Source organism: Streptomyces sp. NPDC039465 (assembly GCF_055639315.1).
Genome location: NZ_JBVKAP010000003.1, coordinates 379,963 through 391,699, shown reverse-complemented (window position 1 = coordinate 391,699; position 11,737 = coordinate 379,963). Strand labels below are relative to the sequence as shown.

Here is an 11,737-nt window from a genome sequence, read left to right as displayed (position 1 = left end):
CGATGTGCCCGATGACCTCCGCGTACCCGATGTGCGCCCGCATCGCGCTCCACCCGCTCCACGCACGACACAGACGAAGACTCATGCAACCCTGACCGAGGGGAAGACCTCCGTGCCTGCCACCCGTACCACCCTGCGCCGCTCCCTCGCCGCCGCCGCGGCGCTGCCGCTGCTGATCGGCGCACTCGCCTCCTGCGGCTACGGCTCCCAGGCCAAGAACGACGAGAAGAAGGTGGCGGCCCAGGGCGCGAAGCTCTCCGCCCCGCAGGTGCGGCTCGGGTACTTCCCGAACCTGACGCACGGCACCGCCCTGGTCGGTGACCAGGAGGGCATCTTCCAGAAGGAGCTGGGCGGTACGGAGCTGAAGGTGTCGACCTTCAACGCCGGCCCGTCCGCGATCGAGGCGCTCAACGCCGGCTCGATCGACATCGGTTTCATCGGCCCCTCCCCGGCCATCAACGGCTACGCCAAGTCCAAGGGCCAGAACCTGCGGATCATCGGGGGCTCCGCCTCCGGCGGGGTGAAGCTGGTCGTCAACCCGGCGAAGATCAAGACGGTGGACGACCTCAAGGGCAAGAGGATCGCCACCCCTCAGCACGGAAACACCCAGGACGTGGCGTTCCTGCACTGGATCGCCGAGAAGGGCTGGAAGGTCGACGCCCAGAGCGGCAAGGGCGACGTCTCTGTGGTCCGCACCGACAACAAGATCGCTCCGGACGCCTACAAGTCCGGCTCCTTCGACGGCGCGTGGGTGCCGGAGCCGACCGCGTCGAAGCTGGTCAGCGAGGGTGCGAAGGTGCTGCTCGACGAGGCGTCGCTGTGGCCCGGCAAGAAGTTCGTGATCACGAACATCATCGTGTCGCAGACGTTCCTCAAGGAGCACCCGGACGTGGTGGAGGCGGTGCTCCGCGGTTCGGTGAAGACCAATGAGTGGATCAACGCCAACCCGGCCAAGGCGAAGGAGTCGGCCAACGCCAAGCTGAAGGCGCTCTCCGGGAAGCCGCTCGGCCCGAAGGTCATCGACCCGGCGTGGCCGTCGATCCAGTTCACCGACGACCCGCTGGCGTCGACGCTCCAGGCGCAGGCGGACCACGCGGTCAGCGCCGGCCTGCTGAAGAAGCCCGACCTGACCGGCATCTACGACCTGCGGCCGCTCAACAAGGTCCTGAAGGCCGCGGGCAAGCCCGAGGTCGCCGACGCCGGTCTCGGCGCCAAGTAACCGCGTAGCCAGCCCAGTTCCCAGGAGGTGACGACCATGGCCACGACATTCGCCAAGGCCGAGGACCGGATCGCGGTGACTCATGCGGCCCGTATCGAGCATGTCTCGAAGTCGTTCGGCGGACCCGCCGGGCGGCAGCTCGTGCTCGACGACATCTCGCTCGATGTCGCCCCGGGCGAGTTCGTCACCCTCCTTGGGGCTTCCGGGTGCGGGAAGTCCACCCTGCTCAATCTGGTCGCCGGGCTCGACCGGCCGTCCGCGGGGTCCATCGAGACCCCGGGCGGGCGGCCGGCCCTGATGTTCCAGGAGCACGCGCTCTTCCCGTGGCTGACCGCGGGCAAGAACATCGAACTCGCGCTGCGGCTGCGCGGCGTGCCGAAGGCGGAGCGGCGGCCGGAGGCCGAGCGGCTCCTGGAGCTGGTGCGCCTGGGCGGTTCGTACCGCAAGCGGGTGCACGAGCTGTCCGGCGGTATGCGCCAGCGGGTGGCGCTGGCCCGGGCGCTCGCCCAGGACAGCGATCTGCTGCTGATGGACGAGCCGTTCGCGGCGCTGGACGCCATCACCCGCGATGTCCTGCACGACGAGCTGACCCGTATCTGGCGGGAGACGAAGCTGTCCGTGCTGTTCGTGACCCACAACGTGCGCGAGGCCGTGCGGCTGGCCGAGCGTGTGGTGCTGCTGTCGTCCCGGCCGGGGCGGATCGCCCGCGAGTGGACGATCGACATCCCGCAGCCGCGCCGTATCGAGGACGCCGCCGTGGCGGAGCTGTCCGTCGAGATCACCGAAGAACTGCGTGGGGAGATCCGCCGTCATGGCCAGCACTGAGACGACCGCCAAGGCGGATGCCCACGATCTGGCGGGCCTTGAGGCGGGCCTGGACGCCCTGGACGCGGTGCAGGTGCGCCGTACGCCGGTGCGGGAGGTGCTGCTGAAGAAGGTGCTTCCGCCGGTGCTGGCGGTCGCGCTGGTGCTGGTGGTGTGGCAGCTGCTGGTGACGGCGAAGGTCACCGACGAGTTCAAGCTGCCGGCGCCGGCCGCTGTGTGGGACAGCCTGTCCACGATGTGGCTGGAGGGCACGCTCTTCGACGTCCTGTGGACCAGTGTCTCGCGGGCCCTGCTCGGCTTCCTGATGGCGCTGGCCATCGGTACGCCGCTGGGACTGCTGGTCGCCCGGGTGAAGTTCGTCCGGGCGGCGATTGGTCCGATCCTCTCGGGTCTCCAGTCGCTGCCGTCGGTGGCGTGGGTGGCGCCGGCGGTGCTGTGGATCGGTCTGAACGACTCGATGATGTACGCGGTGATCCTGCTGGGCGCCGTGCCGTCGATCGCCAACGGTCTCGTCGCCGGTGTCGACCAGGTCCCGCCGCTGTTCCTGCGGGCGGGCCGGACGCTCGGCGCGAGCGGCCTCAAGGGCGCCTGGCACATCGTGATGCCGGCCGCGCTGCCGGGCTACCTCGCAGGGCTCAAGCAGGGCTGGGCGTTCTCCTGGCGCTCCCTGATGGCCGCCGAGATCATCGCGTCCTCTCCGGAACTGGGGCTTGGCCTCGGCCAGTTGCTGGAGAACGGCCGTAACAACATCGACATGCCGGGGATCTTCCTCGCCATCATCCTGATCCTGATCGTCGGTATCGCCATCGACCTGCTGATCTTCAGCCCGCTGGAGCGTGCGGTGCTGCGCGGCCGCGGTCTGCTGGTGAAGAGCTGAGCTGAGTACGGTGAACCGGCCCGTTCTTCTCGTCGTCGCCCACGGCAGCCGCGACCCGCGGCACGCCGCGACCGTCCACGCGCTGGTGCGCCGGGCGCGGTCGCTGCGGCCGGGGCTGCGCGTGGAGACGTCCTTCCTGGACTTCAACGTGCCCTCGGTACCGGCGGTGCTGGAGCGGCTGGCCCAGGAGGGCGTCCGGGACGTGGTGGCGCTGCCGCTGCTGCTGACCCGCGCCTTCCACGCGAAGGCCGACATCCCCGCTGTACTGCGCCAGGCCCCGCCGTCCCTGCGCATCCGCCAGGCGGCGGTGCTGGGCCCGTCACCGCTGCTCGTCTCGGCGGTGGAACGGCGGCTGTACGAGGCCGGGCTCGCGCCCGGCGACAAGAGCGCGACCGGGGTCGTCCTGGCCTCGGCGGGCTCCACGGACCCGGAGGCGATCGCAGTGATCGCTCACATGGCGCGGGAGCTGCGGCACACCGGTTGGTGCGCCGTGCGGCCTGCGTTCGCCTCCGCATCTCTGCCCCGGACCGAGGACGCCGTACGCGCGCTGCGCGCCGACGGCGTCCGGCGGGTGGCGGTGGCCCCGTATGTGATCGCGCCGGGCCGGCTGCCGGACCGGATTGTGGCCGGGGCCCGGGAGGCGGACGTGCTGGCCGATGTGCTGGGCCCGGCGCCCGAGCTGGCGCGGCTGCTGCTGACCCGGTACGACGAGGCGCGCGCCGTGAAGCGCGCGCTCGCCGCCTGATCCGTGTCCCTCGGCGGGCTCAGCTGAAGTCGAGGCCGTCGGTGCGGGTGCGCTTCAGCTCGAAGAAGTCGGGGTGGCCGGCGAGGACACGGAAGCTGTCGAAGATCCGAGCCGCCTCCTCCCCGCGCGGAATCTTGCGCAGGACCGGGCCGAACCAGACGGTGCCGTCCACATGGATCGTGGGCGTGCCGACGTACGCCTCGGCGGCCGGGTCCTTTCCGGCGTCGTGGCTGCGGCGGACCTCGTCGTCGTAGGCGGGGTCGTGCGCGGCGGCGGCGAGCTCGGGCGGCAGCCCCAGCTCGGCGAGGGCTTCGGTGACGACGGCGTCGAAGTCCTCGGTCTTCTTCTCGTGGATACGGGTGCCGTACGCGGTGTAGAGGTCGCGCAGGATCTCCGGGCCGTGCTGTGCGGCGGCCGCGGCGGCGACCCGGACCGGGCCTATCGACTTGTCGACGAGGGTGCGGTACCAGTCGGGCAGTTCGTTGCCGAGGTTGTGGAAGTACAGGCTCATCACATGGAAACGCAGCTCGATGTCGCGCTGCTGCTCGACCTCCAGCATCCAGCGTGAGGTGATCCAGGCGAAGGGGCAGGCGGGGTCGAACCAGAAGTCGACTGCGGTCTTCTTCGTCTCAGTGGTCATGAGATGAGCCTAGCCAGCGAGGTGGCCTGGTTTCGCGGTCCGATCCAAAGACTGTCAGTCATCGGCGGTCATCTCCACGAGCTTGGCGACGGTGTTCCAGTTACGGGTGGTGGCGACGAGGCCCTTGACCCGGGCGGGACGGGCCAGGGCCTCCGCGAGCTTGGAGCGGCCGAGACCGTTCGGCGCGTACAGGTAGAGGGCGCGGTCGCCGAGGCGGAACTCCTCGGGGAGGAAGGCCTCCTGGTCGAGCGCGGCGAAACGGTCGGGCTCGACGGGTGCGGAGTAGTACGTCACATGGAGCTGCTTGCCCTCCAGTTCCGCGGCGGGGAAGGGGCAGGCGTCGGCGACGGCGCGCAGATAGGCGCCGCTGCGGACCAGGCAGTCGACCCGGAAGCCGAAGCGCCGCTCGATGGCGTCCTCGAGGGCGGCGGCGAGCGCGTTCTCGGCGGCCGCGTCGGCGGTGGCCTCGGTGGTGAAGACGGCGTTGCCGCTCTGCAGATGGGTGCGGACGTCGCGGTGTCCCAGCTCCTGCAGGACGGCGCGGAGTTCGGGCATGGGGACGCGCCGGTGCCCGCTGACGTTGATTCCGCGGAGCAGTGCGGCGTAGGTGATCGGCATGATCACACGATAGGACGGCCGCCGCGCCCCGTGGGGGAGGGCGCGGCGGCCGCCGTTCAGGGGGTGCCCGCTACTCGACGATCTTCAGCAGCTTGTTGGCCGTGCCCTCGCTCGGGTTGGAGATGGCGCCGTCGGTGGAGCCGTCGACCAGCGCCTTGGCGACCTGCTCCGGGGTGGCGTCCTGGTGGGCCGCCAGGTAGAGCGCGGCCGCGCCGACGACGTGCGGGGTCGCCATGGACGTACCGGAGATGGTCTTGGTGGCGTCGTCGCCGCCGATCCAGGCCGAGGTGATGTCCGAACCCGGTGCGTAGAGGTCCACGACCGAGCCGAAGTTGGAGAAGCTGGACTGCTCGTCCTCCTTGGTGGAGGAGGCCACGGTGATGGCTTCCTCGACCCGCGAGGGGGAGCCCTCGCCGGCGTCGGAGGACTCGTTGCCGGCGGCGACACCGAAGGTGACACCGGAGGCGATGGCCTTGCGGACGGCCTCGTCGAGGGCGGGGTCGGCGCCGCCGCCGAGGCTCATGTTGGCGACGGAGGGGCCCTGGTGGTTCTTGGTGACCCAGTCGATGCCGGCGACGACCTGCTCGGTGGTGCCGGAGCCGCTGTCGTCGAGGACCCGGACGGCGACGATCTTCGCCTTCTTGGCGACGCCGTGGGCGGTGCCCGCGATGGTGCCGGCGACATGGGTGCCGTGGCCGTTGCCGTCGCTGGCATCGTTGTCGTTGTCGATGGCGTCGAAGCCGGAGGTGGCCCGGTCGCCGAAGTCCTTGTGCTTGGTGTTGACTCCGGTGTCGATGACGTACGCGGTGACGCCCTCGCCGCCGCCGTCGGGGTACGTGTACTTCTTGTCCCCGGCGGTCTCGGCCTGGTCGACCCGGTCCAGACCCCACGACGGCGGGTTGTCCTGGACCTCGTTGATGTGGAACTTCTTGTTCTGGACCACCTTGGCCACGGCCGGGTCGGCGGCCAGGCGCTTGGCCTCGGTCTCCGAAAGGCCGGTGGCGGAGAAGCCGTTGACGGCGGAGTTGTAGCTGCGGCTGAGCGTGCCGCCGTACTCCTTGGCCAGCTTCGTCTTGTCGGCGTTCTCGTCGAGCAGCACGATGTAGCTGCCCGCGATGGCGGTCGCGGCGTCGGCGCCGTAGATGGTGCCCTCCGCGGGTGCGGGGGCGGCTCCGGCGAAGGACGTTCCCAGGACGGTCAGTCCGCCGGCGGCGGCCACGGCGGTGATCGCCGCGACGAGCCGGGTGGTCCTGCGCGCACGCTTGTGAATGGCCATGAAGAGGGGTCTCCTCGGCATTTTGTTGTGTGGGGGGTTCGGTCACGGAGGCAGTGCTTCCGTGACCGCTTCGAAACCATTGCCGATTGACGAGCTCAGATCAAGACCTTCATACAGCTGTGACTTAGTCAACAAGGTTTCGTAATAACAAATCCGGCCTGGAGGGGCCAGGCCGGACTTCTCCCCCAACTCCCCCTACCACTCAGCCTTTCGTGACATGAGGGAGCTCCGCCTCGATGAGGTCGGCGGCGCGCCGGGTGCCGCCCTCGGCCGCCATCCGCTCCCGGATGCCGTCGAGCCGCCGGGCCACCTCCGGATCGTCCACGAGCTCCAGTACGGCCGTGCGCAGCGCCTCGGCGGTGGCCTCGACAAGCGGCAGTTGGCGGGCGACGCCGAGGGCCTGGAGCATGTCGGCGTTGCCGAACTGGTCGGTGGCGAGCGGCACGGCGACCATGGGGGTGGCGGTGGCCAGCCCCTCCTGGCTGCCGCCCGCCCCGGCGTGGGTGATGAAGGCGTCGGCCTTCCGGAGGACGGCGAGCTGCGGCACCCAGGAGTGCACTTCGACATTGGCCGGAATCTCGCCGAGTTCGGCCGGATCGACGAACTTGCCGATCTGCAGCACCACATGCCAGCCGGGCAGATCACCGAACGCCTTGAGGCACTCCCGGTAGAACTCGGGCTGCTTGGTCATGGCCGAGCCGAGCGAGACGAGCAGCACCCTCTCGGCATCGACGGGCCGCTGCCAGTCCCCCTGTTCGGCGCGCTCGCCCTGGCAGGCGCCGACGAAGCTGTAGACGGATTCGTCGACCCGGTCGGCGTGCGGCTGGAGGGCCTTGGGGATGAGGACGACGGCCCGGCGGGGGCGGGCGACGAATCGGTCGGGGTGGATGTCGAGGCCGTTGCCGGAGAGCCAGTTCTCGAAGCGGGCGTAGTACGCCTTGCCGCGCTCGGAGGCCTTGAGGCCGGCGAGCATCGGCTCGGCGACCTCTTGCTCGTACCCCTCCCAGGGCACCAGGTTGGGCCACAGGGAGACGGCGGGTACGCCCCAGCGGTGGGCGAGGACGGGCGCCGGGTAGGCGGTGATGTCATGGAGGACGAGGTCAGGCTCGTCCCCGGCGAAGGCGTCGGCCAGCTGCGGCAGCGCCTGGACGGCGTCGTTCAGGAACGGCTCGATGTAGTCGATCGGTTCGGTGCCCCAGGCCTCGGGATCGTCGTCGGTCGGCAGCGTGGAGTTGTATACGACCGGTTCGGCGCCGGTGGCGGCGACCTTTTCGGCGAAGGAGGCGGGGATGGCGTAGCTGACGCGGTGCCCACGGGCGACGAGTTCCCGGATGACTTCGAGGCTCGGGTTCACGTGCCCGTGGGCGGCGATGGAGAACATGGCGACATGGGCGCGGTGACGACTGGTCATGCGCCCACTTTATTCGAGACGAGACGTCTCGTCCAGTTTAATGTCGCTGGTACCTGGCGAGGACTCGGTTGCCGTCGTCCACCAGACGCTCCCGCAGCTCGGCGAGGTCGATCGCGCCGCTGTAGTACTCCTGGAAGGCCGGGGTGGCCACCTTGTCCTTCCACTCCGGATAGCCGCGTACGGACTGTGCGGGCGCGGGCCGCAGATGCCGGGCGAGCGCGGCGCCGGTCGCCCAGCCGTCCTTCTCGGTGTGCAGCGCGGGGTCGCGCAGCGCCGCCGTCCCGGTCGGCAGCATCCAGTCCCCCTGCGCCAGACGCACCATGTTCCGCGGCTGGAGCAGGAAGTCGATGAACCGCGCGGCCTCCTTCTTGTACGGGCTGTCCTCGGCGATGGAGAGGGTCTGCGGGGAGACGCCCTGCGCGAGCCCGCCGGCGCCGGCCGGGGCGGGCAGGACCATCCACTCGAAGCCCTCGGGTGCCTGCTGCGCGATCTGCTGCCGGTAGGAGAACCCGAGCGGCACCATCGCGTACGTACCGCCGAACAGTCCGGGCAGGGTGTCGGAGCCGCCGCTGCCCAGCGTGGTGCGCGAGGCGCTGGCGTCGGTGTTGATCTGGTCGCGGACGGTGCCGGGGACGACGGCGTCGGCTTCGGTGAAGCGGATCGTCACCTTCCCGTCCTCGCCCCGGTGGAAGAGCCGCCCGCCCGCGGAGAGGCCGAGGTTGAGGGAGACCGAGACGGGCTCCTTGAGAGGCCAGGCGACGGCGTGCTTCCCCTTGCCCATCGCGGCCGTCAGGTCCTTTCCGACCTGGCGGAACTCCTCCCACGTCCAGGGCTTGGCGGGGGTCGGGATACGAACGCCGGAGGCCTCCAGGATCTTCCGGTTGGCGATGATCACCCGCGGCTCCTGGAGGAACGGCACGCCGTACACCCCCTCGCCGAAGGTGGTGGTCTGCCAGCTCTGTTCGGGGATGTCCGCGCGCAGCCGCTCGGGCAGCAGCCCGCGCAGATCCGCGAGGTAGCCGCCGTAGGCGAAGTCGGCGAGGTCGTCGGAGGCGTCATGGATGATGTCGGGTGCCTCGCCGCCCTCGAAGGAGGTGAGCAGCTGGTCGTGGACGCTGTCCCAGCTGCCCTGGACGTACTGCACCTGGATGTCGGGGTGGGCGGCGTTCCACTCCCGCACGAGCTCCTTGTTGGCGTCGATGGACTCCTTCTGCCAGGCGAGGGACTGGAAACGGAGTCTGATCGTCCCGTCGGAGGGGCGCTCGTCGCCACCGCACCCGGTGAGCAGCAGGGCGAGCGCGGCGATCGCGGCGGTCAGCGTCCGTACGCGCATCAGGACTTCACCGCCCCGGCCAGCATGCCGCCGGTGATCCGCTTCTGGATGACCGCGAAGACGACGAGCGAAGGAAGGGTGGCGAGGAACGCGGCCGCGGCAAGCGGGCCGAGGTCGGCGACGCCCTCCGCGCCGAGGAAGTGCGTCAGGACGACCGGCAAGGTCTGCTTCTCCGGGGTCTTGAGCAGGACGAGCGCGAAGAAGAACTCGTTCCATGCGGTGATGAAGGCGAACAGCGCGGTGGCGACGATGCCGGGGGCGAGGAGCGGCGCGGTGACCGAGACGAGCGTACGGAGCCGGCCGGCGCCGTCGACGGCGGCGGCCTCCTCCAGCTCGGCCGGCACGGCCCGTACGTAGCCGACCAGCATCCACAGCGCGAACGGCAGCGACCAGACCACGTAGACCAGGACCAGGCCGATGACGCTGTTGATGAGGTGGAGGTTCTTGAGGATCAGGAACAGCGGAATGATCACCAGCACGAAGGGGAACGCCTGGCTGACCACAACCCAGCCGGTGGCGGCGGTGGAGAGTCTGCCCCGGTGCCGTGCGATCACATACGCCATGGGGGTCGCGAGGACGACACAGATCAGCGCCGCGCCGAGGGCGGCGAGCAGGCTGTTCCCGGCGGCCTGGAGGAGCGGTTGTTCGTCGAAGGCCTGCCGGAAGTTGCCGAGGGTGGGGTTCTCGGGGATCCAGGTGGGGTGCAGGGAGGCGAGTTCGCGTGCGGGCTTGAAGGCGGTGGAGATCAGCCAGGCGAAGGGGAAGGCGAGGAAGACGAGATAGGCGAGGAGCGCGAGGTACTGTCCGGCTCGCGCGGGCCGGCTGGTGCGCAGCGCGCTCATCGGTCCTCTCCCTTCAGGCGGCCCACCAGATACACGGCGAGCAGTACGGAGATGACGGCGACCATCACACAGCCCATGGCGGCGGCGTAGCCGAACTGGCCGTAACGGAAGGCCTCTTCGTAGGCGAAGAGCATGGGCAGCCGCGTCCGGCCGCCGGGGCCGCCGCTGGTGAGGACGTAGACCAGGGCGAAGGAATTGAAGTTCCAGATGAAGTTCAGGGCGGTGATGGCGAGGGCGACCGGCCGCAGGGCGGGCCAGGTCACGGTGCGAAAGCGCCGCCAGGCGCCCGCGCCGTCGAGCGCGGCGGCCTCGTGGAGTTCGTGCGGGGTGTTCTGGAGCCCGGCGAGCAGGGCGACGGTGGTCTGCGGCATACCGGCCCAAACACCGACGAGGATCACCGCGGGCAGCGCGGTGGCCAGGCCCGTCAGCCAGTCCCGGCCGTCGCCGAGGCCGAGGGTGCTCAGGGTCTCGTTGAGGATGCCCGCGTCGGGGTTGTAGACGAGCCGCCACATGATGCCGACCACGACCTCCGGCATCGCCCACGGAACGATCGCGAGGGCCCGCGCCAGCCAGCGCAGCCGCAGATTCTGGTTGAGCAGCAGGGCGAGGCCGAGGGCGAGCAGGAACTGCGGGACGGTGACGCCGACCGCCCAGAGCAGGCCGATCCGGAACGAGTCCCAGAAGAGGGTGTCGTGCAGCAGGTCCTGGAAGTTGAGGGTGCCGATCCACCCGGTGGCCTGGGTGCGGCCGGACTGGGCGTCGGTGAAGGCCAGCGCGATGCCGTAGAGCAGCGGGCCGACGCTCAGGACCAGGATCGGGATCAGCGCGGGCAGGACCAGGAACCAGGCGCTGTGATCCCGGGGGCGTTCCGGTCGTGTACCGGCGGTGGCGCCGGACCGCTTCGTTGCGGTCGCCAAAGTCACAGAATTGACCCCTTATATGCCCTTTTATTAAGTTCAACCGGCCCCCGTCATGGTCCTGACAGGCCGTCGGTTCGTCAACCCGTCGTGCGTGGATGCGAAAATTTGACGCATTCGCACACGCAGAGGGAGAGAAGATGGACGAGTCCCGCGCCCGGGAGATCCTGGCCGCCGCGGCGCTGCCCGCGGACGGGACCCTGCTGGCCCTCGGCGAGAACGCCGTCTTCGCCGCCGGCGATCTGGTGATGAAGGTCGGCCGCGGCGCCGAGCTTCTCCCCCGCGCCGAACGGGAGCTGGCCGTGGCCGCCTGGCTCGCCGAGGCGGACGTCCCCGCCGTGCGGCCGGCCGAGGCCGCGCCCCGGCTGGTGGACGGCCACCCCGTCACCCTCTGGCACCGGCTGCCCGACGCGGTGCGCCCCACCGAGCCCCGGGACCTCGCGCCGCTGCTGCGCCGGGTGCACGCCCTGCCCGCCCCGGCGTTCGAGCTGCCCCGCCGGGAGCTGCTCGACGGTGTCGAGCGCTGGCTGCGCCTGGCGGGCGACGCCGTCGACGCGGCCGACGCCGACTATCTGCGGGAGCGCCGCGACGGATTCGCCGACGCGGCCGCCGCGCTCACCCCGCATCTGACGCCCGGCCCGATCCACGGCGACGCCCTGCCGCGCAACGTGCATGTCGGCCCCGACGGTCCGGTCCTGGTGGACCTGGAGACCTTCTCGGCCGATCTGCGCGAACACGATCTGGTGGTCCTCGCCCTCGCCCGGGACCGCTACGGCCTCGACCCGGCCGCCTACGACGCCTTCACCGCCGCCTACGGCTGGGACGTACGGGAGTGGTCCGGCTGCGCCGTCCTGCGCGGCGCCCGGGAGACCGCGAGCTGCGCGTGGGTGGCCCAGCACGCCCCGGCCAACCCCAAGGCGCTGGCGGAGTTCCGGCGGCGGGTGGCGTCGCTGCGCGACGGCGACCCGGAGGTCCGCTGGTACCCGTTCTGACATCATGAAGGAGTCCACTTCGGCCATGATCCGGACATAACT

General features: G+C 70.4%; 12 protein-coding genes. 5 read left to right on the top strand and 7 right to left on the bottom strand.

Annotated features, from left to right (window positions below):
• Nucleotides 1-112: 112 nt before the first annotated feature.
• From ACZ7LT_RS12265 to ACZ7LT_RS12250, 4 genes are read left to right on the top strand one after another with little or no spacing between them, the layout of a single operon-like run.
• Entirely contained in the window at nucleotides 113-1,219 is a 1,107-nt protein-coding gene (locus ACZ7LT_RS12265) for an aliphatic sulfonate ABC transporter substrate-binding protein (protein WP_471235942.1), read from the top strand.
• A 36-nt stretch (nucleotides 1,220-1,255) separates the two neighbouring features.
• Entirely contained in the window at nucleotides 1,256-2,044 is a 789-nt protein-coding gene (locus ACZ7LT_RS12260; protein ID WP_471235941.1) for an ABC transporter ATP-binding protein, read from the top strand.
• Nucleotides 2,031-2,921, top strand: coding sequence for an ABC transporter permease (locus tag ACZ7LT_RS12255; protein WP_471235940.1), 891 nt, complete (start codon nucleotides 2,031-2,033; stop codon nucleotides 2,919-2,921). The genes ACZ7LT_RS12260 and ACZ7LT_RS12255 overlap by 14 nt, the downstream gene beginning before the upstream one ends.
• 10 nt (nucleotides 2,922-2,931) lie before the next feature.
• A complete protein-coding gene (locus ACZ7LT_RS12250) occupies nucleotides 2,932-3,666 on the top strand; it encodes a sirohydrochlorin chelatase (protein ID WP_471235939.1) in 735 nt (244 codons plus the stop codon).
• Nucleotides 3,667-3,685: 19 nt separating this feature from the next.
• On the opposite strand, the gene ACZ7LT_RS12245 is transcribed toward ACZ7LT_RS12250, so the two are convergent.
• From ACZ7LT_RS12245 to ACZ7LT_RS12215, 7 genes are all read right to left on the bottom strand, one after another.
• Nucleotides 3,686-4,306, bottom strand: a complete 621-nt coding sequence (locus ACZ7LT_RS12245) for a mycothiol-dependent nitroreductase Rv2466c family protein (protein ID WP_471235938.1) — start codon at nucleotides 4,304-4,306, stop codon at nucleotides 3,686-3,688.
• Nucleotides 4,307-4,360: 54 nt separating this feature from the next.
• A complete protein-coding gene (locus ACZ7LT_RS12240) occupies nucleotides 4,361-4,924 on the bottom strand; it encodes a DUF1697 domain-containing protein (RefSeq protein WP_471235937.1) in 564 nt (187 codons plus the stop codon).
• Between the two features lie 70 nt (nucleotides 4,925-4,994).
• On the bottom strand, nucleotides 4,995-6,200 hold the full coding sequence (locus ACZ7LT_RS12235; protein ID WP_471235936.1) for a S8 family peptidase: 1,206 nt from the start codon (nucleotides 6,198-6,200) through the stop codon (nucleotides 4,995-4,997).
• Nucleotides 6,201-6,402: 202 nt separating this feature from the next.
• A complete protein-coding gene (gene mgt / locus ACZ7LT_RS12230; protein ID WP_471235935.1) occupies nucleotides 6,403-7,611 on the bottom strand; it encodes a macrolide-inactivating glycosyltransferase in 1,209 nt (402 codons plus the stop codon).
• A 37-nt stretch (nucleotides 7,612-7,648) separates the two neighbouring features.
• Nucleotides 7,649-8,944 (bottom strand): ABC transporter substrate-binding protein, encoded by a 1,296-nt coding sequence (locus ACZ7LT_RS12225; RefSeq protein WP_471235934.1) that lies wholly within the window; start codon nucleotides 8,942-8,944, stop codon nucleotides 7,649-7,651.
• The gene (locus ACZ7LT_RS12220) at nucleotides 8,944-9,786 is read right to left on the bottom strand and encodes a carbohydrate ABC transporter permease (protein ID WP_471235933.1); all 843 of its coding nucleotides are present in this window, start codon (nucleotides 9,784-9,786) and stop codon (nucleotides 8,944-8,946) included. The genes ACZ7LT_RS12225 and ACZ7LT_RS12220 overlap by 1 nt, the downstream gene beginning before the upstream one ends.
• Entirely contained in the window at nucleotides 9,783-10,709 is a 927-nt protein-coding gene (locus tag ACZ7LT_RS12215) for a carbohydrate ABC transporter permease (RefSeq protein ID WP_471235932.1), read from the bottom strand. The genes ACZ7LT_RS12220 and ACZ7LT_RS12215 overlap by 4 nt, the downstream gene beginning before the upstream one ends.
• 134 nt (nucleotides 10,710-10,843) lie before the next feature.
• On the opposite strand from ACZ7LT_RS12215, the gene ACZ7LT_RS12210 reads away from it, so the two are divergent.
• A complete protein-coding gene (locus ACZ7LT_RS12210; protein WP_471235931.1) occupies nucleotides 10,844-11,695 on the top strand; it encodes a phosphotransferase enzyme family protein in 852 nt (283 codons plus the stop codon).
• Nucleotides 11,696-11,737 lie beyond the last annotated feature (42 nt).

What these genes read in the sequence shown, in the direction of transcription:
- ACZ7LT_RS12260 (WP_471235941.1), top strand. Translation starts at nt 1,256, where the DNA reads ATGGCCACGACATTCGCCAAGGCCGAGGACCGGATCGCGGTGACTCAT.
- ACZ7LT_RS12255 (WP_471235940.1), top strand. Translation starts at nt 2,031, where the DNA reads ATGGCCAGCACTGAGACGACCGCCAAGGCGGATGCCCACGATCTGGCG.
- ACZ7LT_RS12245 (WP_471235938.1), bottom strand. Translation starts at nt 4,306, where the DNA reads ATGACCACTGAGACGAAGAAGACCGCAGTCGACTTCTGGTTCGACCCC.
- ACZ7LT_RS12240 (WP_471235937.1), bottom strand. Translation starts at nt 4,924, where the DNA reads ATGCCGATCACCTACGCCGCACTGCTCCGCGGAATCAACGTCAGCGGG.
- ACZ7LT_RS12235 (WP_471235936.1), bottom strand. Translation starts at nt 6,200, where the DNA reads ATGGCCATTCACAAGCGTGCGCGCAGGACCACCCGGCTCGTCGCGGCG.
- mgt (WP_471235935.1), bottom strand. Translation starts at nt 7,611, where the DNA reads ATGACCAGTCGTCACCGCGCCCATGTCGCCATGTTCTCCATCGCCGCC.
- ACZ7LT_RS12225 (WP_471235934.1), bottom strand. Translation starts at nt 8,944, where the DNA reads ATGCGCGTACGGACGCTGACCGCCGCGATCGCCGCGCTCGCCCTGCTG.
- ACZ7LT_RS12220 (WP_471235933.1), bottom strand. Translation starts at nt 9,786, where the DNA reads ATGAGCGCGCTGCGCACCAGCCGGCCCGCGCGAGCCGGACAGTACCTC.
- ACZ7LT_RS12210 (WP_471235931.1), top strand. Translation starts at nt 10,844, where the DNA reads ATGGACGAGTCCCGCGCCCGGGAGATCCTGGCCGCCGCGGCGCTGCCC.